Source organism: Bradyrhizobium sp. USDA3516 (assembly GCF_057651995.1).
In genome coordinates this window covers 151083-175170 of record NZ_JBYGYN010000007.1, presented here as the reverse complement: position 1 = coordinate 175170, position 24088 = coordinate 151083, and the positions used below count along the sequence as shown (strand labels likewise).

General features: G+C 66.6%; 19 protein-coding genes. 9 read left to right on the top strand and 10 right to left on the bottom strand.

The window, feature by feature from the left end; all coding sequences use genetic code 11:
• The first annotated feature begins 148 nt into the window (after positions 1 to 148).
• From sppA to AC24YW_RS22525, 9 genes are all read left to right on the top strand, one after another.
• Entirely contained in the window at positions 149 to 1129 is a 981-nt protein-coding gene (gene sppA / locus AC24YW_RS22565; RefSeq protein WP_487484764.1) for a signal peptide peptidase SppA, read from the top strand.
• A gap of 172 nt (positions 1130 to 1301) precedes the next feature.
• Positions 1302 to 1607, top strand: a complete 306-nt coding sequence (locus tag AC24YW_RS22560; protein ID WP_124162406.1) for an integration host factor subunit beta — start codon at positions 1302 to 1304, stop codon at positions 1605 to 1607.
• An 82-nt stretch (positions 1608 to 1689) separates the two neighbouring features.
• Complete coding sequence (locus tag AC24YW_RS22555; RefSeq protein ID WP_487484763.1) at positions 1690 to 2082, top strand: lipopolysaccharide assembly protein LapA domain-containing protein; 393 nt, start codon at positions 1690 to 1692, stop codon at positions 2080 to 2082.
• Between the two features lie 67 nt (positions 2083 to 2149).
• Positions 2150 to 2821, top strand: a complete 672-nt coding sequence (locus AC24YW_RS22550; protein ID WP_487484762.1) for a phosphoribosylanthranilate isomerase — start codon at positions 2150 to 2152, stop codon at positions 2819 to 2821.
• On the top strand, positions 2818 to 4032 hold the full coding sequence (gene trpB, locus AC24YW_RS22545; RefSeq protein WP_487484761.1) for a tryptophan synthase subunit beta: 1215 nt from the start codon (positions 2818 to 2820) through the stop codon (positions 4030 to 4032). The genes AC24YW_RS22550 and trpB overlap by 4 nt, the downstream gene beginning before the upstream one ends.
• Positions 4029 to 4865, top strand: coding sequence for a tryptophan synthase subunit alpha (gene trpA / locus AC24YW_RS22540; protein WP_487484760.1), 837 nt, complete (start codon positions 4029 to 4031; stop codon positions 4863 to 4865). The genes trpB and trpA overlap by 4 nt, the downstream gene beginning before the upstream one ends.
• Before the next feature lie 87 nt (positions 4866 to 4952).
• Positions 4953 to 5894, top strand: coding sequence for an acetyl-CoA carboxylase, carboxyltransferase subunit beta (gene accD, locus AC24YW_RS22535; protein ID WP_225144105.1), 942 nt, complete (start codon positions 4953 to 4955; stop codon positions 5892 to 5894).
• Complete coding sequence (locus tag AC24YW_RS22530; protein ID WP_487484759.1) at positions 5891 to 7234, top strand: bifunctional folylpolyglutamate synthase/dihydrofolate synthase; 1344 nt, start codon at positions 5891 to 5893, stop codon at positions 7232 to 7234. The genes accD and AC24YW_RS22530 overlap by 4 nt, the downstream gene beginning before the upstream one ends.
• A gap of 9 nt (positions 7235 to 7243) precedes the next feature.
• Positions 7244 to 7984: a metallophosphoesterase family protein gene (locus AC24YW_RS22525; RefSeq protein WP_487484972.1), complete on the top strand. Its 741-nt coding sequence runs from the start codon at positions 7244 to 7246 to the stop codon at positions 7982 to 7984.
• A 153-nt stretch (positions 7985 to 8137) separates the two neighbouring features.
• On the opposite strand, the gene AC24YW_RS22520 is transcribed toward AC24YW_RS22525, so the two are convergent.
• From AC24YW_RS22520 to coaBC, 10 genes are all read right to left on the bottom strand, one after another.
• Entirely contained in the window at positions 8138 to 9145 is a 1008-nt protein-coding gene (locus AC24YW_RS22520; protein WP_487484971.1) for an ATP-dependent DNA ligase, read from the bottom strand.
• A 157-nt stretch (positions 9146 to 9302) separates the two neighbouring features.
• Positions 9303 to 9623, bottom strand: coding sequence for a thioredoxin (trxA, locus tag AC24YW_RS22515; protein WP_008540017.1), 321 nt, complete (start codon positions 9621 to 9623; stop codon positions 9303 to 9305).
• A gap of 70 nt (positions 9624 to 9693) precedes the next feature.
• A complete protein-coding gene (addA, locus tag AC24YW_RS22510; RefSeq protein ID WP_487484758.1) occupies positions 9694 to 13203 on the bottom strand; it encodes a double-strand break repair helicase AddA in 3510 nt (1169 codons plus the stop codon).
• Positions 13197 to 16340, bottom strand: a complete 3144-nt coding sequence (addB, locus tag AC24YW_RS22505; RefSeq protein WP_487484757.1) for a double-strand break repair protein AddB — start codon at positions 16338 to 16340, stop codon at positions 13197 to 13199. Before addB ends, addA begins: the two co-directional genes overlap by 7 nt.
• 210 nt (positions 16341 to 16550) lie before the next feature.
• Positions 16551 to 17273 carry a nucleotidyltransferase family protein gene (locus AC24YW_RS22500; RefSeq protein WP_487484756.1) on the bottom strand — a complete coding sequence of 241 codons (723 nt, stop codon included), beginning with the start codon at positions 17271 to 17273 and terminating at the stop codon, positions 16551 to 16553.
• Positions 17274 to 17388: 115 nt separating this feature from the next.
• Positions 17389 to 17706, bottom strand: a complete 318-nt coding sequence (locus AC24YW_RS22495) for a PilZ domain-containing protein (protein WP_487484755.1) — start codon at positions 17704 to 17706, stop codon at positions 17389 to 17391.
• Positions 17707 to 17793: 87 nt separating this feature from the next.
• Positions 17794 to 19326, bottom strand: coding sequence for a tRNA (adenosine(37)-N6)-threonylcarbamoyltransferase complex ATPase subunit type 1 TsaE (tsaE, locus tag AC24YW_RS22490; RefSeq protein WP_487484754.1), 1533 nt, complete (start codon positions 19324 to 19326; stop codon positions 17794 to 17796).
• Positions 19323 to 21827, bottom strand: coding sequence for a sensor histidine kinase (locus AC24YW_RS22485; protein ID WP_487484753.1), 2505 nt, complete (start codon positions 21825 to 21827; stop codon positions 19323 to 19325). Before AC24YW_RS22485 ends, tsaE begins: the two co-directional genes overlap by 4 nt.
• Before the next feature lie 290 nt (positions 21828 to 22117).
• Positions 22118 to 22576, bottom strand: coding sequence for a dUTP diphosphatase (gene dut / locus AC24YW_RS22480; RefSeq protein ID WP_487484752.1), 459 nt, complete (start codon positions 22574 to 22576; stop codon positions 22118 to 22120).
• Positions 22573 to 24024: a bifunctional phosphopantothenoylcysteine decarboxylase/phosphopantothenate--cysteine ligase CoaBC gene (gene coaBC, locus AC24YW_RS22475; protein ID WP_487484751.1), complete on the bottom strand. Its 1452-nt coding sequence runs from the start codon at positions 24022 to 24024 to the stop codon at positions 22573 to 22575. The genes dut and coaBC overlap by 4 nt, the downstream gene beginning before the upstream one ends.
• Between the last annotated feature and the right edge of the window lie 64 nt (positions 24025 to 24088).

Here is a 24088-nt window from a genome sequence, read left to right as displayed (position 1 = left end):
GGGGATGACGACTGAGTTTGCGGCGACTTTCTCGCCCCGCTCACAGCCTTGTTTTCTTCAAATTGCGCCGCAATTGATGTATCGAGATAAGCCAATGGTCACGCCGTGACGGCAGAACGCGCCTGGTCTTTCATTTGGAGATATTCCGATGTCGCTCGATTCGGACATCATCGTCGATCGCCGCAGGATCCGCCGCAAGCTGACGTTCTGGCGTGTGATGGCGGCATTGATCGCGGTCGCGGCGATTGCAAGCTTCGCGCTGATTGCGACGCCCGGTGCAGGCGGCTCCCTCGCAGCCGCCGGCTCGATCGCGCGCGTCCAGATCGAGGGATTGATCCGCAGCGATTCCGACCGCACGCAGGCACTGGAGCGGCTCGAGAATTCGCAGGCGGCTGCCGTCATCGTTCACATCAACTCGCCGGGCGGCACCACCGCCGGCTCCGAGCAGCTCTATGACTCGCTGGTCCGTCTCAAGGCGAAAAAGCCGCTGGTCGTGGTGGTCGAGGGGCTGGCTGCCTCCGGGGGCTACATCACCGCGATTGCGAGCGACCACATCGTTGCCCAGCAAAGCTCGCTGGTCGGCTCCATCGGCGTGCTGTTCCAGTACCCCAACGTCTCCGAGCTCATGAAGACCATCGGCGTCAAGGTCGAGGAGGTGAAGTCCTCGCCGCTGAAGGCCGCGCCCAACGGTTTCGAGCCGACCAGTCCCGAGGCGCGCGCCGCGCTCGACGCGCTGGTGAAGGATTCCTATGCCTGGTTCAAGGGAATGGTGAAGGAGCGGCGTGGCATGGATGACACGCAGCTCGAAAAAGTCGCCGATGGGCGCGTCTTCACCGGGCGCCAGGCGATCGATCTCAAGCTGATCGATCAGATCGGCGACGAGAAGACGGCCGTGACCTGGCTGGTTGAGCAGAAAGGCGTCAAGAAGGGCCTTCCCGTGCGCGATTACAAGCTTCAGCCGCGCTTCGGCGATCTGCCGTTCCTGAAGACCGCGGTCGCATTGACGCTGGAAGCGCTCGGTTTGGGCTCGATCGCGCACCAGATCGGGCAAACCGGGGTCGTGCAGGCGGTGGACCGGCTCGGAATGGATGGAATGCTGGCCCTGTGGCAGCCGGCTGCGTCCAACTGACCGTCAGCAGGCGAGTTTCAGAGCTTTTTCCCGTCCGACGCGTGTCGGCGCAGCCTGCTTTTTCGGCATTTGTCACGCATTTTCGCGACGCCCATTCTTGATTTAGCGTCTTGACAGATCACGGTATTTTCACGGAAATGGTCATCCGCACGCTTCCGGGTCCTATCTCTCGATGATCAAATCCGAACTTGTTCAGCGTATCGCCGAGCACAACCCGCATCTGTACCAGCGGGATGTCGAGAACATTGTGAATGCGATTCTCGAAGAGATCGTAGCGGCGCTTGCACGCGGTGATCGCGTCGAGCTGCGCGGCTTCGGTGCCTTCTCGGTCAAGCATCGTCCTGCGCGGGCAGGGCGCAATCCACGCACCGGCGCCCATGTGCCCGTCGATCAGAAGAGTGTTCCGTTCTTCAAGACCGGCAAGGAAATGCGCGAGCGGCTGAACCGCGACCATCCGGATCCCGGCGGCGCAGACTGAAGCGCGATGTGAGCGCGCTTTAGGGTTTTTCGCGGTCGCACAGGATGCGGCCGCAGGCTTGATTCAAAGCGAGCGAAGCGAGATGCGAAAGTTCCTGACCGCGCTGATCGTGCTTCCGCTGGGCCTGATCCTGGCGGCGTTCGCCGTCGCCAACAGGCATTTCGTTACCGTCTCCTTCGACCCCTTCATTGCGGACGACCCCGCGCTGTCGATCACCCTGCCGCTGTTCCTGCTGCTGATCCTGATGGCGGCCTTGGGCGTTGTTGCGGGCGGCTCTGCCGTCTGGTTCGGCCAGCGGCGCTGGCGGCGCGCGGCGCGCCGGAACGATGCGGAGGCCCGGGCCGTCAGGGCCGAACTGGCCGATCTGCGCGCCCAGGCGGCCGCAGCGAAAGCGGAGCCCCAGCGCCTTCCCGTTCCCTCCGGGATGGGCCTGTACGGGCCCGTCGGGCGAGACAAGCAGCGCGCGACGTTGTAGAAGCGGCCCCGACCGAAAAGCCCCGTTTTCCGGCCGCGGACCCGCGGCCTCTACCCGCTTTGAGACCATGTCCCTGCTCGTCAAGATCTGCGGCCTGTCCACGCCCGAGACGCTTGAAACGGCGCTCGAGGCGGGTGCCGACATGGTCGGGTTCGTGTTCTTTCCGCCGTCGCCCCGGCACCTGTCCCTGGAGCTCGGCCGTGACCTCGGCCGTCAGGTCAAGCGGCGCGCGCTCAAGGTGGCGCTCACGGTCGATGCCGATGACGCGACGCTCGACAACATCACGGACGCGCTGTCGCCGGACATCTTTCAGCTCCACGGCAAAGAGAGCGTAGCGCGGCTGCGCGACATCAAGCAACGCTTCGGCCGCCCGGTGATGAAGGCCGTGCCGGTCGCGACGTCAGCCGATCTCGCGGTGCTGCCCGGCTACGCGGCGGTCGCCGACCGCATCCTGTTCGATGCGCGTGCGCCGAAGCACGCCACGCGGCCCGGCGGACTCGGAGAACCTTTCGACTGGCACCTGCTCGAAAACCTCGATCTGAAACTGCCCTACATGGTCTCGGGCGGGCTGCACGCCGACAATTTGGCCGAAGCCCTCCGCGTCACCCGCGCCGGCGGCGTCGACGTGTCCTCGGGGGTCGAGAGCGCGCCCGGTGTCAAGGACCCCGACATGATCAAGGCCTTCATCCGCGCCGCGCGCGCCAGCAAAGATGCCAGTCAAGAGTTGAGCGTCAGATGAACATCGCCAAGCCAAACTCCTATCGCAGCGGGCCCGACGAGCGCGGCCATTTCGGCATTTTCGGCGGGCGCTTCGTCGCCGAAACGCTGATGCCGCTGATCCTCGATCTGGAAAAGGCCTACACCGCGGCCAAGGCCGATCCGGCGTTTCAGGCCGAGATGAACGGCTACCTCAAGAACTATGTCGGCCGGCCCTCGCCGCTCTATTTCGCCGAGCGCCTGACCGAACATCTCCGCGGCGCCAAGATCTATCTCAAGCGTGAAGAGCTCAACCACACCGGCTCGCACAAGGTGAACAACGTGCTCGGCCAGATCATGCTGGCACGGCGCATGGGCAAGAAGCGCATCATCGCCGAGACCGGCGCGGGCCAGCATGGCGTCGCCACCGCGACGCTGTGCGCGCGCTTTGGCCTCGAATGCGTGGTCTATATGGGCGCCGTCGACGTCGAGCGGCAGCAGCCCAACGTCATCCGCATGGAGATGCTGGGCGCCAAGGTGATACCGGTGCAGTCGGGCACGCGCACGCTGAAGGACGCCATGAACGAGGCGCTGCGCGACTGGGTCACCAACGTGCACAACACCTTCTATTGCATCGGCACGGTGGCCGGTCCGCATCCCTATCCGACCTTGGTGCGCGATTTCCAGTCGGTCATCGGCAACGAGACCAAGGCGCAGATGCAGGAGATCGAGGGACGCCTGCCGGATTCGCTGGTGGCCTGCATCGGCGGCGGCTCCAACGCGATGGGCCTGTTCCATCCGTTCCTCGATGATCCCTCCGTCGAGATCTTCGGCGTCGAAGCCGCCGGCCATGGCCTGACGCAGCTGCATGCGGCCTCGATCGCAGGCGGCCGTCCGGGCGTGCTCCACGGCAACCGCACCTATCTCTTGATGGACGCCGACGGCCAGATCCAGGACGCGCATTCGATCTCGGCCGGTCTCGATTATCCCGGCATCGGCCCCGAGCATTCCTGGCTGCACGAGGTCGGCCGCGTGAACTATCTCTCCGCGACCGATGACGAGGCGCTCGCCGCGTTCCAGCTGCTGTCAAAGCTCGAAGGCATCATCCCCGCGCTCGAACCCGCGCATGCCATCGCCAAGGTGATGGAGCTCGCGCCGCAGCGGCCGAGGGACCACCTGATGGTCGTCAATCTCTCCGGCCGCGGCGACAAGGACGTCCCGCAGGTCGGCGACATCCTGAGGGGCAAGAAGTGACCACGCGTATCGACACCCGTTTTGCCGCGTTGAAAAGCCAGGGACGTGCGGCCTTCGTCACCTATGTGATGGCCGGCGATCCCGATCCCGCGACCTCGCTCGCGATCGTCAAGGCGCTGCCGAAGTCCGGCGCCGACGTGATCGAACTCGGCATTCCCTTCACCGATCCGATGGCGGACGGTCCTTCGATCCAGGCTGCCGGCCTGCGTGCGCTCAAGGTCGGCATGACCTTGAAGAAGACGCTGGAGCTGGTGCGCGACTTCCGCAAGGACGACAATGTCACGCCGCTGGTGCTGATGGGCTATTACAATCCGATCTACATCTATGGCGTCGACAAGTTTCTGGCTGACGCCAAGACATCAGGCGTCGATGGCCTGATCATCGTCGATTTGCCGCCGGAGGAAGACGACGAGCTCTGCATTCCCGCGCTGAAGGCGGGGCTGAACTTCATTCGCCTGGCGACGCCGACCACTGACGACAAGCGCCTGCCGGCGGTGCTCGCGAACACGTCAGGCTTTGTCTATTACGTCTCGATCGCCGGCATCACCGGTGCGGCGGCGGCGGACGCCAATGCCGTCGGTGAAGCTGTCGCGCGTATCAAGCGGCATACCAAGCTGCCGATCTGCGTCGGTTTCGGCATCCGCACGCCGGAGGCGGCGCGCGCCATTGCCGAGAAGGCCGATGGTTCGGTGGTCGGCACCGCGCTGGTCGATGCGCTCAGGAACAGTCTCGATGCCGAGGGGCGGGCGACCGCCAAAACCGTTGATGCCGTCGCCGAATTGACGGCCGCCCTGGCCCAGGGCGTCAAGGGCGCGCAGCAGGCGGCCGAATAGGCCCGACACGGCGGCTTGCCGGGCCGATGTCCGGCGGCCATATATCCATCAGGCGATTCCCAGCGGGATCGCACATCGGAGCAAACCATGAACTGGCTTACCAACGTGGTCCGGCCGAAGATCCGCAACATGCTGCGGCGAGAGACGCCGGAGAACCTGTGGATCAAGTGCCCGGATTCCGGACAGCTCGTGTTCTACAAGGACGTCGAGGCCAACCAGTTCGTCATCCCCGGCTCGAACTATCACATGCGCATGGGCGCGGTGGCGCGTCTCAAGTCGATCTTCGACAACGAGACCTGGTTCGACGTCGCGCTGCCGGAGGTCACGCCTGACCCGCTCAAGTTCCGCGACGAGAAGAAATATGTCGACCGCATCAAGGATGCGCGGGCGCGGACCAATCTGAACGATGCGGTCAAGGTCGGCTACGGCAAGCTCGAAGGCGCCGCCGTCGTCGTCGCCGTGCAGGATTTCGACTTCATGGGCGGCTCGCTCGGCATGGCCGCGGGTGAAGCGATCGTGCGCGGAATGGAGCTTGCGGTCGAGAAGAAGTCGCCATTCATCGTGTTCGCTGCCAGCGGCGGCGCCCGCATGCAGGAAGGCATTCTGTCCCTGATGCAGATGCCGCGCACCACCGTTGCGGTGCAGATGCTGCGCGAGGCAAAGCTGCCCTACATCGTCGTGCTGACCAATCCCACCACCGGCGGTGTCACCGCGTCCTATGCGATGCTCGGTGACGTGCAGATCGCCGAGCCCGGCGCGCTGATCGGTTTTGCCGGTGCGCGCGTGATCGAGCAGACCATCCGCGAGAAGCTGCCTGAAGGTTTCCAGCGCGCCGAGTACCTCAAGGAGCACGGCATGGTCGACATGGTCGTGCATCGCCACGAGCTGCGTCCGACCCTGGCGCGGCTCTGCCGCCTCTTGACCAAGGCGCCGGCGCAGGAAGGTGCATCGAAGTCCGTGCAGCCGGTCGCCAGCCCGGCGCAGATCGTATCCGCCGCCGAGACGGCGCCGGCAGCGCCGCACGCGTGAACGCCTCCCCTGACAGTGCAAAGACACCGCTCGATGAAGTGATCGGGCGGCTGTCGGCCCTGCATCAGAAGCGTATCGATCTCGGACTGGAGCGGATGCTCCGTCTGCTCGAACGGCTCGGCCACCCCGAGCGTAGGCTGCCGCCGGTGATCCACATTGCCGGCACCAACGGCAAGGGCTCGACGCTTGCTTACCTTCGCGCGACGCTGGAGGCTTCAGGTCTTCGTGTCCACGCCTACACCTCGCCCTATCTCGTCCGCATCAACGAATGCTTCCGGCTCGGCCGCACCGGCGGCGGCGTGCTCGTCGGCGACGACGAATTACGTGCCGCGTTGGAAGAGGTCGAGCGCGTCAATGCCGGCGAGGCCGCGACATTGTTCGAGCTGAAGACGACGGCCGCCTTCCAGCTGTTCGCGCAGAACCCGGCCGACATCGTGCTGCTCGAAGTCGGCCTCGGCGGCCGGCTCGATTCGACCAACGTGGTCGATCAGCCGGCGGCCTCTGTGATCACACCCGTCAGCATGGATCACATGGATTTCCTCGGCGATACGCTGGCGTCGATCGCCGGCGAGAAGGCGGCGATCATCAAGCGCGGCGTGCCCGTGATCTGCGCCGAGCAGATGCCGGAGGCGATGGCCGTGATCGAAGCGCACGCGAGGCGCATGCATGCGCCGCTGTTCGCTGCCAACGAGAGCTGGCACGTCAATGTCGAGCGCGGGCGTCTGGTCTATTCCGACGACCGCGGCTTGATGGACCTGCCGGCGCCGCGTCTGTTCGGCCGCCATCAATTCGCCAATGCCGGGCTCGCGATCGCGACGCTGCGCGCGCTGCCGACCATCAAGGTCAACCACGCCGCCTTCGAGGCCGGAATCGTCGGCGCCGAATGGCCGGCGCGGATGCAGCGCCTTACCTCGGGCGAGTTGCTGTCCTGGGGTCCGCAGGGCTCGGAGATCTGGCTCGACGGCGGCCACAATGCCGAGGGCGGCCGCGTGGCGGCGGCCGCGCTCGGCGATCTCGAGGAGCGGGTGTCGCGGCCGCTGGTGATCATCGCCGGCATGATGGCCAACAAGGACGCGCAGGGCTTCCTCGCCAATTTCGCCGGCCTCACCCGCCACATCATCGCAGTGCCGATTCCCGACACCGAGAATGCGATGCCGGTCGACCGTCTCGTCGACGCCGCACGCAGCCTCGGCATGCGCGTCGAGCCCGCTCCGAGCGTCGAAGCCGCCCTGCGCGCGCTGGCGGGGCTCGCCTACGAGCTGCCGCCGCGCATCCTGATCACCGGCTCGCTGTATCTCGCCGGCCACGTGCTGGCGCTCAACGGCACGCCGCCTGCATAAAGGCCAATGATGCGCTTTGCCGCGATTGCCGATATCCACGGAAACTACCTCGCGCTGGAGGCCGTGCTCGCCGACATCCGCAAGCTGGGGATCGGTGACATCGTCAATCTCGGCGACATGCTAAGCGGCCCGCTGGATGCGCGCCGCACCATCGAGACCCTGATGCCGCTCGATGCCGTGCACGTCCTCGGCAATCACGACCGCTATTTGCTCGACCGTCCGCCGGAGAAGATGGGCTCGTGGGATCGTCCCGCCTACGAACAGCTCGACGCCGCGCAACTAGACTGGCTGCGCGCGCAGCCGATGACGCGGGTTTTCCGCGACCAGGTGTTCCTCTGCCATGCGACGCCCGGCAGCGATGAGGTGTACTGGCTCGACAGCGTCCATCCCGACGGCACGGTGTCGCTATCGCCGCTCGACCGAATCGAGCAACTCGCGCAAGGCATCACGCAATCACTGATTCTCTGCGCCCACACCCATCTCGCCCGCGCGGTACGCCTGCGCGACGGAAGGCTGATCGTCAATCCCGGCAGTGTCGGCAGCCCCGGCTTTCGCGACAAGCATCCGTTCCCGCATGTCGTCGAGGCCGGCACGCCGCACGCGCGCTATGCGATCCTCGAACGCGTCGATGCTGCCTGGCAGGTGACGTTCCGCCACGTCGCCTACGATCACGCAGCCATGGCCGCGCTGGCGCGCCGCAATGGTCAGCCGGAGCTTGCGAACGCGCTGGCCACAGGGTGGATCAAGTAGAACCTCGCCTGTCCCGGACAAGGCGCATCGCGCAAGCGATGAGCCGCAGAGCCGGCACCCAGAATGCTACACGACAGGCGCGGCGAGATGGGCCCCGGCTCTGCAGCGCAGCGCTGAAGAAGCGCCGCGCTGCGTCCGGGGCACGAGACCGCGTTACTTCAACAGCTTCATCGGGTCCGCCACTTTCTGCTTCAGCTGCTCGAATGTGCATTGCCGCGGCGCCTTGTCGGGACGCCAGCGCAGGATCGAGGTGCCGTGGCGGAAGCGTTCGCCGCTGAAATGGTCGTAGCAGACCTCGATCACCAGCTTCGGCTTCAGCGGACACCATTTCGCCGAGCGCTCGGTCGACCAGCGGCTCGGCCCGCCCGGCGCGTTGCCGGTGAAGCCGGGCTCGCCGATCAGCGCTTCGAGCCGATCGGTCATATCAGGCTTCGCCTCCGCCTTGATCGCCGAGGTGAAGCCGACGTGGTGCAGCAGGCCGTCATCGTCGTAGAGCCCGAGCAACAGCGAGCCGACGACGTTCCGGCCGGCGATCTTGTTGCTGGCATAGCGGAAGCCGCCGACCACGCAATCGGCGCTGCGGAATTTCTTGATCTTCTGCATGCCGTCGCGATTTCCCGCCTGGTAGGGCAGGTCGATCCGCTTGGCGATGACGCCGTCCGAGCCGCCGCCGGATTGCGCCAGCCATGTCTTGGCCGTGGCGTAGCTCGTGGTCGCCGGTGAGAGGCGGAACAGGCTGCCCTTGAGGTTGGCTTTCGCGAAGGCTTCCAGCGCCGGCCGCCGTTCGCGCAGCGTCTTCTCAGCCAAGCCCTTCTGTCCGGATGTCGCGAGCAGATCGAAAACGAGATAGAGCGCCGGTGTCTCCGCCGAGAGCTTCTTCACGCGGCTCGCCGCCGGATGAATGCGTTGCAGCAGTGCGTCGAAGGAAAAGCTCTTGCCCTGCGGCACGACGATCTCGCCATCGAGCGTGAAGCGGTCGGGCTTCAGCTCCAAGGCCCCGGCGACGACTTCCGGGAAATAGCGCGCGAGGTCTTCGCCGGATTTGGAGCGCAGGTCGACGTTGCTGCCGCTCCGCGCCAGCAGGCAGCGGAAGCCGTCCCACTTGGGTTCATATTGCCATTCACCGCCGCGCGGGATCGCGTCGACCGAACGCGCCTCCATTGCGGCGAGAGAGGTTGGCTTGCGGTCGCGCTTTCGGGGAGGAGCAGGCAAGGGCGGGACTCGTCATACGCTGAACACGTCCCATCAACGCAAAACGGCCGGCTTTCGCCGGCCGTTGTCGAAAATAATCTTGCGCCAGTAATCCTGCGCCAGTGGATCAGACCGCGGAGGTGATCCACTGCTGCAGCTTCGCCTTCGGCGCTGCGCCGACCTGGCGCGAGGCCATCTCGCCGCCCTTGAAGATCATCAGGGTCGGGATCGACATCACGCCGTACTTGGAGGCGGTCTTCGGGCTCTCGTCGACATTGAGCTTCACGATCTTGACCTTGTCGCCCATCGCACCGGCGATCTCGTCGAGAGCGGGCGCGATCATGCGGCAGGGGCCGCACCATTCGGCCCAGAAATCGACGACCACGGGGCCGTTCGCCTTGAGCACTTCGGCTTCGAAATCGGCGTCGGAAACCTTGCTAACGGCCATTGGGAGTACCTCACTCGGTTGAAAGAGAATCGGCGCGACCTGGAATCGCGCCCGGGATCATGCGGTCAACCTATGAACGGCCCCTTGCCGGGTCAAGGACGCTCACACCGAGATGAAGGGATGCCAGCGCCGCGTCCAGCGCGGGGGCCGAAATCTCCATATATTCAAGGGCCTCGGTCCAGAGCAGGACAGCCCTGACGGACTTTTGGGGATAAAGCCGCGACAGCACCGCCCGATACAGCGCAAGCTGCCGGACATAGGCCGCCGGCGCCTCGGCCGCGCTCCTGGGCGCTGCCTGGTTGGTCTTGAAGTCGACGATCAGGACCTCCTCGGGCCGCACGACGAGCCGGTCGATCTGCCCCGACACCAGAGCCGGGGTGCGGCCCGGCCGCTCCAGCCGACCGGCGATTGCGACTTCCGCCCGGCTGCCGGCGGCAAAAACGGGCGCGAAACGCGGCTCCGTGATCAGGGCGAGTACCTTGTCGGCCAGTGCGATGCTATCGGCCTCCGGCCAGTCCGCGGCGTTGCGCGCCATGAAGCCGAGCGCGGCCTCGCGCCGGCGCTCGCCGGCGATCTCGGGCAGCGATTGCAACAGCCGATGCACCAGCGTGCCGCGCTGCAGCGCCAGCGCGCGCGACTGCACCGATTCGCCCGATCGGACGCTGCGGCCCTCCTCGGCAGGCTGGCCCGAGGGACGCACGGGATCCTCCTCGATGGTCTCGCGCGGTGCCGGTGTCCGCAGCCAGTCCGGCAGCGCGACGGTCTGGTGCACTGCCGCCGCCGGCGCGCCCAGCGCCGCGACATCCTCCGGCCGGGCGAACCGCGTCACCTTGCCCAGCGGCGTCTCGATCACCTGCTTGTCGAGGCCGGAGCCGGCAAGCCCGGTGTCGACGAGGTCGTACCAGCTCAGCTTGCGCACCGTCTTCATGTTGCCGGGCATGCAGCCGCCGACGATCAGCCGATCGGCCGCGCGCGTCATCGCGACATAGAGCAGGCGGCGATATTCGTCCTCGGTCTCCTCCAGCATCGCCTTGCGCGCCTCCGCCACGGGCTTGGGATCGTCGGCCTTGCGGCCGGCCCAGACCACGACCTCGCCGCCATTGCCGCGCGGCACCTGGATCAGCCGCAGCCGCTGCGAATCCGCGGGAGACGAGGTGGTGTCGACCATGAACACGACCGAGGCCTCCAGGCCCTTGGCGCCGTGCACGGTCATCACCCGCACCTCGTCGCGCGAGATCTCCATGTCACGCTTCACCTCGGTGTCGGCCGAGCGCAGCCAGGCCATGAAGCCCTGCAGCGAAGCCGGCGCCTTGCGCTCGTAGTTCAGCGCCAGCTCCAGAAATTCGTCGAGCGCATCATTGGCCTCATGGCCGAGCCGGCGCAGGATGCGTGCACGCCCGCCGTCGCCGCCCAGCAGCCAGGCGTAGAACGCGAATGGCGTCTCCTCGCGGGCACGGATCTCGCAGGCTTCCAGGCGCCGCAGCACGGTCGTGAATTTCTCGTTGCCAGCCGCGTGCTCGCCGAGCGCACGGCGCAGCGAGCCCTTGCGGTCATGGGCGAGCGTGAACAGATCGTCGTCGTCGAGACCGAACAACGGGCTCTTCAGCGCCACCGCGAGCGCGAGATCGTCCTGCGGCAGCAGCAGCGCGTCGGCAAGGTTCATCAAATCGATGATGGCGATGTGCTCGGTCAGCTTGAGCCGGTCGGCACCGGCGACCGGAACGCCGGCGTGCTTCAGCGCCTGGATCACGGCGTCGAACGCGTTGCCGCGCCGGCGCACCAGGATCAGCATGTCACCGTAGCGCAAGGGACGACGCTCGCCCTCATGCCCTGTCAGCGTCCCGCTCTCGACCAGCCGCTTGATCTCGGCCTGGATGCGGCGGGCCAGCTTGACCTCGGGGCTGGTGACGGCGACGCCGTCGAACGGCGCGCGCCAGCCCTCGATGTCCTGCCGATCGTCGGCTTCCGCGAGGTCCCACAGCTCGATCACGCTCGGGCCGGCATCGCTGAGCGCGTGGTGCAGGGGATGGCCGATCTCCACCGAATGGATGCTCTTGTAGATTGCGGGATCGCGGAAGACGTGGTCGACCGAATGCAGGATCGTCGCGCCCGAGCGGAACGAATAGGTGAAGGCGACCGGATCGAATTTCAGCCCGGCCGCTGTGAACTTGCGGTGCAGCTCGCGCCGTCGCGCGTCGAACTCGTGGGGCGCCGCGCCCTGGAACGAGAAGATCGACTGCTTCTCGTCGCCGACCGCAAATACCGTGCGGTTCAGACCCTCACGCGCGCCTTCGCCGGCGGTGAACTCGGAGATGATGTGCGCGATGATGTCCCATTGCCGCGGGCTGGTATCCTGGGCTTCGTCGATCAGGACGTGATCGACGCCGCGGTCGAGCTTGTAATGCACCCAGCCCGAGGCGATGCGGTCCAGCATCGCCAGCGTCTTGTCGATGAGGTCGTCGTAGTCGAGCAGGCCGCGCTCCTGCTTCTCGCGGCGGTAATTCGCGGCGGCCGCGGTCGCGATATGCAGCAGGGCCGCGGTGCGGTCCCGAACCGTAACGGCGCGGCGCTTTTCGATCAGCCCTGCAAGGCGCTGCGCCTCGGCTTCGAACAGGCGGGCCACGGACGGATTGTGATCGCAGAACTTCTTGGTCAGCACCGCCTTGCGCGGCAGCTTGTCGTCGGTGAGGAAGACGGACAGATAGGCGTCGACCTGATCACTGCCGGAAAACGCCTTTGCCGCGCGCAGCCGCCCCGCCTGATCATTGTCGGATTTGCTGCCGTCCTCCAGCGCGAAGGCGATGTCGTCCCAGCGCGATCGCGGCAGGAACGGGCCATCGAGAATTTCCGTCTCGATGGCCTCGATGCGGTCTGCGACGTCGACGCCCAGCACCGCCGCCATCTGCGCCGCTGCGGCTTCCGCGTTGCCGGCCTCGTCGGTCCAGGCCATGAAGTGATCGCGGCTGAGGCACGCCTCGCGCACGACCTCCTTGAAGGTGACATCCGCGGCGCTCGCCATCGCCGTCAGCAGCGCCCGGCCTGTGACGCTGTCAGGATCGCGCGCGGCTTCCAGCAGCACCTTCAGATTGGCGCGCTCCATCATGTCGGTCTGGTCGCGCTCGTCGATCACGGCGAAGCGCGCGGGAACGTTGGCCTCGAACGGAAATTGCTGGAGCAGGCGGGTGCACAGCGCGTGGATGGTCTGCACCTTCAGCCCGCCCGGCGTCTCCAGCGCGCAGGCGAACAGCTTTCGCGCTTCGCGCCGCAGCTTCGCGCTCGGGTGAGGAATGCCGACCGCGCGGATCGCCGCGTCGAGCGCATCATCGTCCAGCGTCACCCAATGCCCGAGCGTGGTGAATACGCGCTCGGCCATGTTGGCGGCGGCAGCCTTGGTGAAGGTGATGCAGAGGATTTTCTCCGGCGGCACGCCTGACAGCAAGAGACGGATCACGCGCTGCACCAGCACATGCGTCTTGCCCGAGCCGGCATTGGCCGAGACGAAGGCCGACGCGGTCGGATCGGAGGCGCGCGCCTGCCGCGCGCGCACCTCGTCGGGGATGGGACGCGGCGCCTTCACCATTCCTCGATCCCCAGTCCGCCGGCCGCCGACCATTCCTTGATCCGGGCAAGGTCGTCATAGGTGCCGTAGCGGTTCGCCCACATCGGCAGGTTCAGCGAGGTGTAGGGCTGATTCTCGTCCTCGAAGGCACGAATCAGGGCTTCCAGCTTGGCTCGCGCTTCCGTGGCCGCGATGTCGGGCGGCTGCGGCTCGTCGCCCGGCTTGAACTTGAGCTCTAGGATGCGCTCCTCGCCCGGCGGGTTGTTGCCGCTGAGGCGGACATAGACGAGCTGGCTCACGGAGGCGCCGGCATCAATGCCGGGGAAACCGCCCTCGCGCAGGATCGCAGCTTCCAGCGTTAGCTGCGGCGACAGGCCCATGCGGACCTGCTTGCCGGTCGGCGGCTGGCCGGTCTTGTAGTCGAGGATAGCATAGCCGCCGCCCTTGCGGCGTTCGATGCGGTCGGCGCGCGCAGAAAGGCGGAAGCTGCGCTTGTTATCGAGCATGATCGAGATCTCGCCACGGGTCTCCGCGACGATCGCCTCGATCGCATCGCGCCGTCCCGTCTCCCATTCGCCGAACCAGCGCGCGATGCGCTGGAAGCGCGGCCACCACAGCGCCCGTGCCTCGGGCCGCTCCATCAGCGGTGCAAAGTGCTTCTCGCCGATCGCGCGCAGCACCCGCGCGGGATCGTCGGGCAGACGCCCCGCATAGTTTTCCGTGAATTCGCCGATGGCATCGTGAATCGCCGAGCCGCGATCGGCGGCCGAGAGCGGCATGTCGACGGGATCGAGCGCATCGAGCCGCAAGATGCGTTTGGCGTAGATCGTGTAGGGATCGCGCAGCCAGTCTTCGATCTCGGTGACGGACATTTTGAGCGGCCGTGTCGCGCGGGGCGGTCGCGGTTCCGGCTGCTTGATCGGCTTGACGTCGTCGGGCTGGTCGAGCGCCGCAGCGAGCTGCACATATGTCTCGCCGGCGCGAACGGCCGCCTTCCAGAGCGCGTCGCCGGCGACCGCCTCGAGCCGATGCAGGAAGCGCGAGGCCACCGCCGGCGCGCCGCCGGCCTTGGCGGAATGAGTGAGAATGACCTCGTCGCCGCCGAGCAATTGCGCGAAGTCATGGGCGGACAGGCCGATACGGCGTTCCGGCAGATCGAGCCCGAGCTCGTGCCGCATCGGCCGGCTGAGCCAGGGATCGATGCGCGGTGCCGGCGGCCAGACGCCTTCGATCAGGCCGCCGATGATGATGCGGTCGGCCTGCATCAGGCGCGATTCCAGCGGGCCGTAGATTTGCAGCCGTGCGCCCGGCCTGTCGCGCCGCCGCACCGCGCGATCGCCGAAAGCGGTCTGGAACACGTCCGCATAGTCCGCTAGCTGCACCATCAATCCGCTGGTCGTGCCGCCGCGCAGGAGATCGTCGAAGGCGGCGGCGAGCGAAAGACCATCGCGATCCTCGAAGGCGAGCGGAATGCCCTGCTCGTCGCGCGACAGCTCGATCATGATCTCGCGATGCCGATGCGCGAGCTCGGCGAAATCATAGGGTTTCGAGGGCGGCAGGCTCTCGATCGGCGCCAGTGCCTTTTGCAGGGCCTCGATCAGGGCCTGGATGCGATCGAGATCCTCGGCCTTCAAGCGCGCCCGCGGCTCGGCGCGATGCAGCGCGGAGACCTCGCTGCGCCACAGCTTTGCCAGCTCCTCGCGGAAGCGGTTGAATTCGCGCAGCAGGCCGGCCGTGCCTGCCGGCGGACGCGTGCCGCGCAGCACGGCGAGCTCCAGACTCTCGATTGCCATCTTCCATGCGCCCGGCGCGCGGCCGAGCCGACACAGCGGATGCTTCAGCATCGCCAGCAAAGTCGGCGGCTCCAGGCCCTTGGTCGCCGCCTCTGCCACCAGGCGCGCAAACGTGCCGGCGGAGGTTTCCATCAGGACGTCGCCGCCGGAATCGTCGAAGGCGAGATCCCATCGGGTCAGCGCCGCCATCACCCGCCGCGCCAAGGCGCGGTCTGGCGTGACCAGAGCCGCTGATTTGTCGAGGTGCCTGGCCTCGCGCATGGCGATGGCGATGGCGAGCGCTTCCATTTCAGGGTTGGGCGCTTCGACCACCGCGAGGTTCTTCATGCCGCCCGCGATCTTCGCGGCGACATCGGGCTGCTTCAGCCGGTCGTGCCAGACCTCGGTCTTGGCGGATGGCCGCATCGATTCCGACGCAAGCAGGTCACGGCCGTCTTCCGCTGGGGGCTGCAAGATCTCGACATCGCCGCGCCTGATGCCGAAGCGTTGCAGCAGCGCGTGCAATGCATATTGCGGATGGTTCGAGGTAGGATTCGCGGTGATGCCCAGCAGGTCCCGGCTGCCGCCGATGCTGCGCCAGGCATCCTCATCGAGATCGGTGTCGAGACCCGGCAGCACCACAGCGCCGTGCGGCAGCGAGGCGACGGCGTGCAAAAACTTTGCGGTCGCCGGCATCGAGCCGGTCGAACCCGCTGCGATCACCGGGCCATGCGGATGGGCGGTCAGCCGCTTCGCCTCGGCCGCGATCAAAAGATCGCGCCGCGCGGCCGGCTCGATCCGGTTGATCTCGGCGAGATGATTGGGCCAGGCGATACGGGCGATGCGCAGGAATTCGAGCGAGTGCTGCCAGTAACGGTCGAGGTTGTCAGGCACGAGGCCGTCGAGCGCGCTCCAGTCGACGCCGCGCGTCACCATGTCGTCGATCAGGCGCGCGAGATCGGACGCCAGCGCCAGCGTCGAGGCGGGACCGCCCACCACCAGCGGCGCCAGCACCGGACCCTTGGCCCAGGCGGCGACGAGCTGCGCCAGCGTCAGCCGCCGCTCGAGCTCGCCCAGGCGCGGCGGAATATCGAGCGGCGCGGTCCCGGAAAACTGCTCGCTCTCGCCTGCGAAAGCGAGCTCGTCCTCGTCGATGTCGCCGAGCGCGACGATGCGCGGCAGCACCACGGCATCCGCCTTCATCTCGTCGAGGAAGATCTCGCGCACGACCCGCATGGCGCGGCGTGTCGGCAGATACAGCGTGGCATCCGCCAGCCGCGCCGGTTCCTTGCGTGCCTCGAACCCATCGACCAGCCGCCCATCGAGCAGGGCCGAGACGACCGTGCGCAGGAACGGAACTGAGATGGGAACGCTGAAGACGCGCATGGGCCGCCTGATTCGAAGGATCAGGCAATATAGGGAGGCGGGGTCAATTGGTCATGGGAGGAGGAGGAGTCGTCCCCGCTGTTCGCCGGACCGTTACAGGTCTCGTAGGGTGGGCAAAGCGAAGCGTGCCCACGCATTTTGGAGAGAGATGGTGGGCACGGCGCAAGAGCGCCTTTGCCCACCCTACGGCACCGCGCCTGGAGCAGCCCGCTACGCCACGCTCTCCAAGAACGCCTCTTCCGCGGCGTGCACGGCATCGGGCGTGCCGACATGCATCCAGACGCCGTCGAGGCGCAGGCCGAACAGCCGTTCCTGCTCGCCCGCGCGGTCGAACATTTTGGTCAGCGAGAATTCGCCCCGAGGCGCGTTCGCAAAGATCGCGGGCGACATGATCGCCGCGCCGGCATAGACGAACGGAACGACCTCCTTCTCCTTGCGCTTGCGCAAGGCGCCGTCGGGCAGCATGCCGTAATCGCCGCGGCCGCCATAGCCGATGCTGGTCGCGGTCGGCGCCATCAGCAGCAGGATGTCCATGCGATCGGGATCGAAGTTTTCGGCGAGCCGCGTCAGGTTGGAGCGCACGCCGTCGATCCACAGCGTGTCGGAATTGACGTGGAAGAACGGCGCATCGCCGAGCAGCGGCAGCGCCTTGACGACGCCGCCGCCGGTGCCGAGCACCTGGTCGCGCTCGTCGGAGATGGTCACGCGCGGCACTTGGCGTGATGCGACGTGGTCGATGATCTGATCCGGCAAATAGTGCACGTTGACCACCGCCTCGGTCACGCCGGCCTGGCCGAGCTTGTCGAGCACGTGGTCGAGCAGGGGCTGGCCTGCGACCGGCACCATCGGCTTCGGCATCTTGTCCGTCAGGGGGCGCATGCGCAGGCCAAACCCTGCGGCGAGCACCATGGCTTTGGTCGGTTTGACGGACATCCTTCGCTTTCTCAGACCTTTCGCGTTCGCAATCCTAACACGAGGCTCGAACTGCCGCACCGCATCTCGACCGCCTTAATCACCCGCCGTGACGGTTGTACGACGGGTGTTGCCGTCACGCCCCAACGGCTGTGGAACGGACCTTCTTCTTCTTGTCGCCCACTTTCAGGAAATTGACACCGATCTGGTCGCCATTGACCCAGGCCAGTTCGCAACGCCGATAGGCCAGCCCCGTGGACGACAGCAGGAGAAAGAATTCCTTCAGATGCAGGCCCTCGACTGAGCCCTCGATCGTCAGCTTGGCGCCGCTATCGGAGACGTCCTCCATGGTGCAGTCGCGCCGCCAGGTCCCGTCGATGCCCATCATCTGGGCCGGATATCCGCGCTCGAAAACAACCCGGCTGTTGCCGCGCTGGTCCGCATTTGCCGCCATCTGCCCCGCTCCAGCCCCGTAATGATCCGGCTCCTTCGTCACCAGAATAGCGACATCTTGGCTAACGGCCGGTAAATCGGGCCTGAATCAGGCTTGCGGCGGGCTTTGCGGCGGCGGGACGTTGGCGAGATACCAGTCGCGCAGATGGGCGAGCGCGGGATGCGCCAGCGAGCGCTGGAGATAGGTCCAGATCCGCGGCTGGTGGCGCAGATAATGCGGCTTGCCGTCGCGGCGGTTGAGGCGGGCGAAGGTGCCGAGCAGGCGCGTGTTCCGCTGCGCCGACATGATCGCATAGCTCTCGGCGAAACCGGCCGCATCGAAGCTCGCATCGCTTGCGCGGCGCGTCTTGATGTAGCTCGACAGCAGCGCCAGCTCGAGGGTTTCAGGGACGTCGATGCGCGCGTCCTGGAGCAGCGACACCACGTCATAAGAGTGCGGCCCGAGCACGGCGTCCTGGAAGTCGATCACGCCGACGCGCTTGATGGCGTCGCGGTCAGCGAGCCAGATCAAGTTCGGCGAGTGATAATCGCGGATGACCCACGTCTTCGGCCCGGCCAACGGCCTTTTCAGCAACTCGCGCCACATCGCGAAGAACTCCGCGTGCTTGTCATCGCTCAGCGGTGCGTTGCGATCGGGTAGATACCATTCCGGCATCAAGCCGATTTCGATCAGCATCGCCTCGGTGTCGAAGGCAGGAATGGTGTAGGTCTGATCCGGCAGCTGCAGCGTCTCCGGCAATGTCCTTCTGTGCAGCACGGCCAGCACGTCGGTCGCAGCTTCGTAACGTTCGGCGATCGGGCGCGGCGGATCACCTTCGATCACGCCCTCACTGCCGAAATCCTCTGAGATCAGGAAGCCGTGGTCGAGATCGTAATGGTGGATCGCGGGCGCCGAGATCCCCACCACGCGCAAGCCTTCGTCCATGGCAACGAAAGGCCTGATGTTCTCGGCCAGATGCACCGCGGCGCTGTAGGATTTTCCGTTGTAGAGCGCCGCGCCATCGGGCCGCTGCGGAAAGTTCATCAGGATGACGATTTCGTCATCGCGCAGCAATCGCGCATAGGAGCGTGTCGAGGCGTCGCCGGCCATGCGCTTGCGCGTCGCATTGATGTAGCCGGATGCATCGAGGAAGTCGCGCAGCGCCTTCAGCCGCGCGACGATGGCCGCGCCCTTGCCGTAACCCTTGATGTCGGCGGCGCGCGCGTTCGCGCCCAGCGCCGGCCGGTGCGTCAGCGCGATGTCAATGCGGTCCTCGGGCATTGCGGACGGTGCGCGCTCCGGCCATTCGATCAGCACCAGCGTGGCATCGGGCAGCGGCGACAGCCCGATCTCCTCGAGCTCGCTCTCGTCCTCGACGCGGTAGAGATCGGCATGCAGCACCGGGAAGGGCGGCAGCTCGTAGCCCTGCACCAGCGTGAAGGTCGGGCTCGGCACTTCCAGCGCATCGTCACCGGCGAGATAGCGGATCAGGCTGCGCGCCGCCGCGGTCTTGCCGGCGCCGAGATCGCCGGTGAGGGTGATGACGTCCCCGGGGCCGACCAGCAGCGCAAGGTCGGCCATCAATTGCGCCGTGGCCGTCTCGTTGTGAAGCGCGACGGAGAATGTGGTTGCGTCAGTCATTCGGCGGCGTCGCGATGCGCCGCCTGGTCGGTCGGGAAATCGCAGATCACGACCGTGCCGCGGCCGACGATCGAATCCACCCGCACCTTGCCGCCATGCAGCTCGACGAAGGAGCGCACCAGCGACAGGCCGAGCCCGGCGCCGCGGTGACGCGAGCCCTGCGAGCGGCTTTCGAACCAGTTGAACACCTTGTCCTTCATGTCGGCAGGTATTCCAGGGCCGGAATCTGTCACGGTGAAGACCACGCTGCGTTCGGTGCGCCGCGCGCTGATGCCGACGGTGGAATCCTGTGGAGAAAACCCGACGGCGTTGGCGAGGAGGTTATAGAGCACCTGCACCACGCGCTTCTCGTCGCCGACGAAGCTGCCGACATCAGGCGCGATTTCGACCTTGAGACGGATGCGGTCGGTGGCGAGCCGGTCCTGGATACCCTCCGCGGCAAGCTCGATGGCCTTGCTGACGTCGACCTGCCCGAGTTCCAGCTTCATCGCGCCGGCATCGATGGTGGCGAGATCCAGGATGTTGTTGGTGAGCGCGAGCAGCGCATTGGTCGACTTGGTGACGTAGTCGAGATATTCGGCCTGCTTCGGCGTCAGCGGTCCGGTCGAGGGATCGCTGAGGAAATGCGCAAAGCCGATGATGGTGGTGAGCGGCGAGCGCAGCTCGTAGGAGACGTGGTGGACGAAATCCACCTTCATCTGGTCGGCCGCCTCCAGCGCCTCGTTGCGCTCGCGCAGCGCGCGCTCGACATTCTCGGTGTCCGTGATGTCCTGGAAGGTCAGCATGGTGGCGCCGTCCGGCAGCGGCCGGATCATGCCGTCGAGCACGCTGCCGTCCTTGCGCTCCAGCTTCAGCGGCACGTCGGCGCGGTTCTCGATCGAGGTGATGGCCTCGCGGATCTGGCGCCAGACTTGCGGATCGTCGAACAGCTGATGGCACCAGCCTTCCACCGTCTGGATATGCGGCTCGTCGCGCATGGCATCGCTCGACAGCTTCCACATCCGCACGAAGGCCGGATTGAACAGCTGCGCCTTGCCGTTGCTGCCGAACACCGCGACGCCCTCGGCGAGGCTGTCCAGCGTCTCGCGCTGCACGCGGATCAGGCCGTCGAAGCGGCGGGCGAGGTCGAGGCTTTCGGTGACGTCGTCGAACAGATAGGTGACGCCGCCTTCCGGGTTCGGCGTGGTAACGACCGAGAGCGCGCGGCCGTCAGGCAGGAACCAGGTGTCCTTGGCGGTCTCGACCGCGCGATAGGCCTCGTGCAGCTTGGCTTTCCAGGCGCGGAAATCCGGCTGCTCCGGCAGCTTGCGGGCGGCGCGGAGCTGGTCGAGCACGCTGGAATCGTCCGGATGGGCGTCGAGGAAGGTGCGATCGAGATCCCACAGCCGGCGATAGGAATCGTTGTAGAAGGCCAGGCGCCGCTGGCCGTCGAACACGGCAACGCCGGAGGAGAGCTGGTCGAGCGTGCGGCGGTGCGCCTCCGCCATGCGAACCAGCGCCGAGCTCAGCGCAGCCGCCTCGCTGGCGTCGATGGCGACGCCGACGCTGCCGCTGCCGACATTGACGGCGCGCACGTCGTAGATGCGCCGTTCGCCGCCGACCACGATCGGCAGCCGCGAGGTGAAATTGGCGGCGTCCTTCAGCCCCCGCTCCATCGCGTTGCGGTCGTCGCTGTCGAGCAGCTCGAGCTTGCGCTCCTGGGCATCGATGGCGCTGGCCGCCTCGGTGGCGCGCACATAGGCCGGGTTGGCGTAGGTCAGCGCGCCGTTCTCGGCCTTCGCCCAGATCGGCCACGGCGCAGCCGCAGCAAAGCCGCGAAGCATCTCGGTCTCGTCGGAGAGCGCCTTGTAGCGCAGATTGGTCTCGGCCAGATCGCGACGGAGGCCGGAGAGCTCGCGAATGCGGACGATGGCCTGGCCGCCGATGGCGCGCCCGATCGCTTCCAGCATATGGCCGTGCGCGGTGGTCAGTGTCAGCTGGAACCCGTCGCCGCGCTCGCGCAGCGCGTCGACCGCATGGTCCATCTGCAGCGCCGGTTCCGGCGGCAGCCAGGTTCCGAACGCCAGCACGCGCTGCGGCGAGGAATCGCGCGGCAGCACCAACGCGATGTCGCCGGAAATCTGCGCGCGGGTGTCGCCGGCCGGCCACGAGATCAGGATCTGCGGCTCGGCGAACAGCAGCGCGCCGAAGCGGTCGGCCTGAAGCTGCAGTTCCCCGATCCGCGCGCGGAGCCGCGCTTCGTTCTTGGCCGTGCGCACCCGCGTGCGCATCAACAGGATTGCAGACACCACCGAGAAGCCGAGCAGCGCCAGCGCGGTGGCGAGCACCGCGAGTTCCTGCCGGTTGAAATCCATCACGAGGGAGAGGGTGTCGACGAGGTCGGCGGCCTTGGCCGGCGCAGCCGGCAGCAGCGCTGCGAGAGCGCCTCCCACCAAGCCGTTGCGCGCCAGCGATGTGCACGACAGCAGCGTCCGACGCATCGACACGATCACGCCTGACATAGTTGCCCCAAGACGCGGAAATTCAAGACCGCACGAATCTGCGCGCGGCGACCCCCGTCGCGCGCGAATCAAAGGACAATACCCTCACCGCGACTCCGCCGGTAAGAGTCCAGATCGTGAACGCAAAGCCGGCCCCAAAAAAATGCCCCGCGCATTGTTCCAACACACGTGATTCTGCGGATGATTCGGCTGGGATTGCCGTGCGTTAGCGTGTCATGCGGATCGCCTGCTACGACGGCGGTGCGCTCCCTCCCCCGCTCGCGAGGGAGGGCTGGGAGAGGCAAGCAAGCCTAGCGCCCGGTCGAACCGAAACCGCCGGCGCCGCGATCGGTCGGCGACAAGGTGGCGACGGGAACCAGAGCAGCCTGCAGCACCGGCGCGATCACCATCTGGGCGATGCGCTCGCCGCGCTTGATCACGAAAGGCGCGGCGCCGTGATTGATCAGGATCACCTTGATCTCGCCGCGGTAGTCCGCATCGATCGTACCCGGCGAGTTCAGCACGGTGACGCCGTGCTTGGCCGCCAGCCCCGAACGCGGCCGCACCTGCGCCTCGTGTCCGGCCGGCAAGGCGATGGCAAGGCCGGTCGGCACCAGGGCATATTGGCCTGGTCCGAGCGTCATGGGCTCGTTGTCCGGCACCGCGGCCATCAAATCGAGTCCGGCGGCCTCGCTGGTCTGATAGGCCGGCAGCGGCAGGCCCTCGGCATGGGGAAGGCGTTGCAGCTCGACGGTGACTTCAGTGCTCAAGATGCGGACTCCAGGGATTTGCCGGTCACGCTCTTCGCGATATGCGCGACCAGTTCGATGGCGACCTGTTCCTTGGTCATCGCCGGCCAGGAATCAACTGCAATCTCGCCGTCCTGCGCACCGGTCTTGCGGCTGAGCAGGTGGACGGTGTTGCGGTCGCCGCCCATCACCCCGGTGGCGGGCGAGACGTCGTTGGCGACGATCCAGTCGCAGCCCTTGCGCGCGAATTTTGCTTTGGCGTTGTCGATGAGGTGCTCGGTCTCGGCGGCAAAGCCGATCACGAGCCTCGGGCGCTTGTCGGTGAGCTTGGAGATCGTGGCGAGAATGTCGGGGTTCTCGACCAATTGCAGCGGCGGCATGCCGGCGGACGTCTTCTTCAGCTTCTGCTCGCCCTCATTGGCGACGCGCCAATCGGCGACCGCGGCGGCGAAGATCGCGACGTCGGTGGGAAGCGCGGCCTCGACCTGCTCCAGCATCTGCCGCGCCGATTCGACGTGCTTCACCGTCACGCCCGGGGGATCGTCGAGATCGACCGGGCCGCTCACCAGAGTAACTTCGGCGCCCGCGGCCTGCGCAGCGGCGGCAATGGCAAAGCCCTGCTTGCCGGAGGAACGGTTGGCGATATAGCGCACCGGGTCGATCGCCTCATGGGTGGGACCGGCGGTGATCAGCACGCGCTTGCCGGCGAGCGGCTTCGGCGTCGGCGGCCGCAGCAGGCGTTCGGCGGCATTGGCAATCTCGATGGCTTCCGACATGCGGCCCGTTCCGGCTTCGCCGGCTTCGGCCATCTCGCCCGAATTCGGGCCGATCAGCACCACGCCGTCGCGCTGAAGCTGGGCGACGTTGCGGCGCGTCGCCGCGTTGCTCCACATCAGCGGATTCATCGCCGGCGCCAGCAGCACCTTGCGGTTGGTCGCGAGCAGGATGGCGCTGGCGAGATCGTCGGCATGACCGTTCGCCATCTTCGCCATCAGATCGGCGGTGGCCGGCGCCACCACGATCAGGTCGCAGTCGCGCGCGAGGCGAATGTGGCCGGCGTCGAACTCGCTCTGCGGGTCGAACAGGTCGGTATAGACGCGCTCATGCGACAGGGCGCTCGCCGCCAGCGGCGTCACGAATTGCTGGGCCGCCTTGGTCAGCACGCAGCGGACCTCGATGCGGCGCTCCTTCAGCCTGCGGATCAGGTCGAGGGACTTGTAGGCCGCGATCCCGCCGCCGATGATCAGGGTGACGCTGACCTCGGGAAGGGCGCCGGTGTGCTGCGGCGTCGGGGCGGCGGACGGGGCCGGCGGCACCGCAAACGGCGTCAGCGGCTCCTCGCGGCCCTCGATCAGCTCCCGCAGGATGACCCGGACCTCCTCCTCGACCGACCTGTGGTTCTTGGCCGAGCGCAGCCGCAGATAGGTTTTGACGGCGTCGTCGAGCTTGCGGATGGTCAGGCTTGCCATGACGCCCTCCGGCAGGAATGATAGCGATGCTATCACTCCAGTGATTGCAATGCAATCACACTTT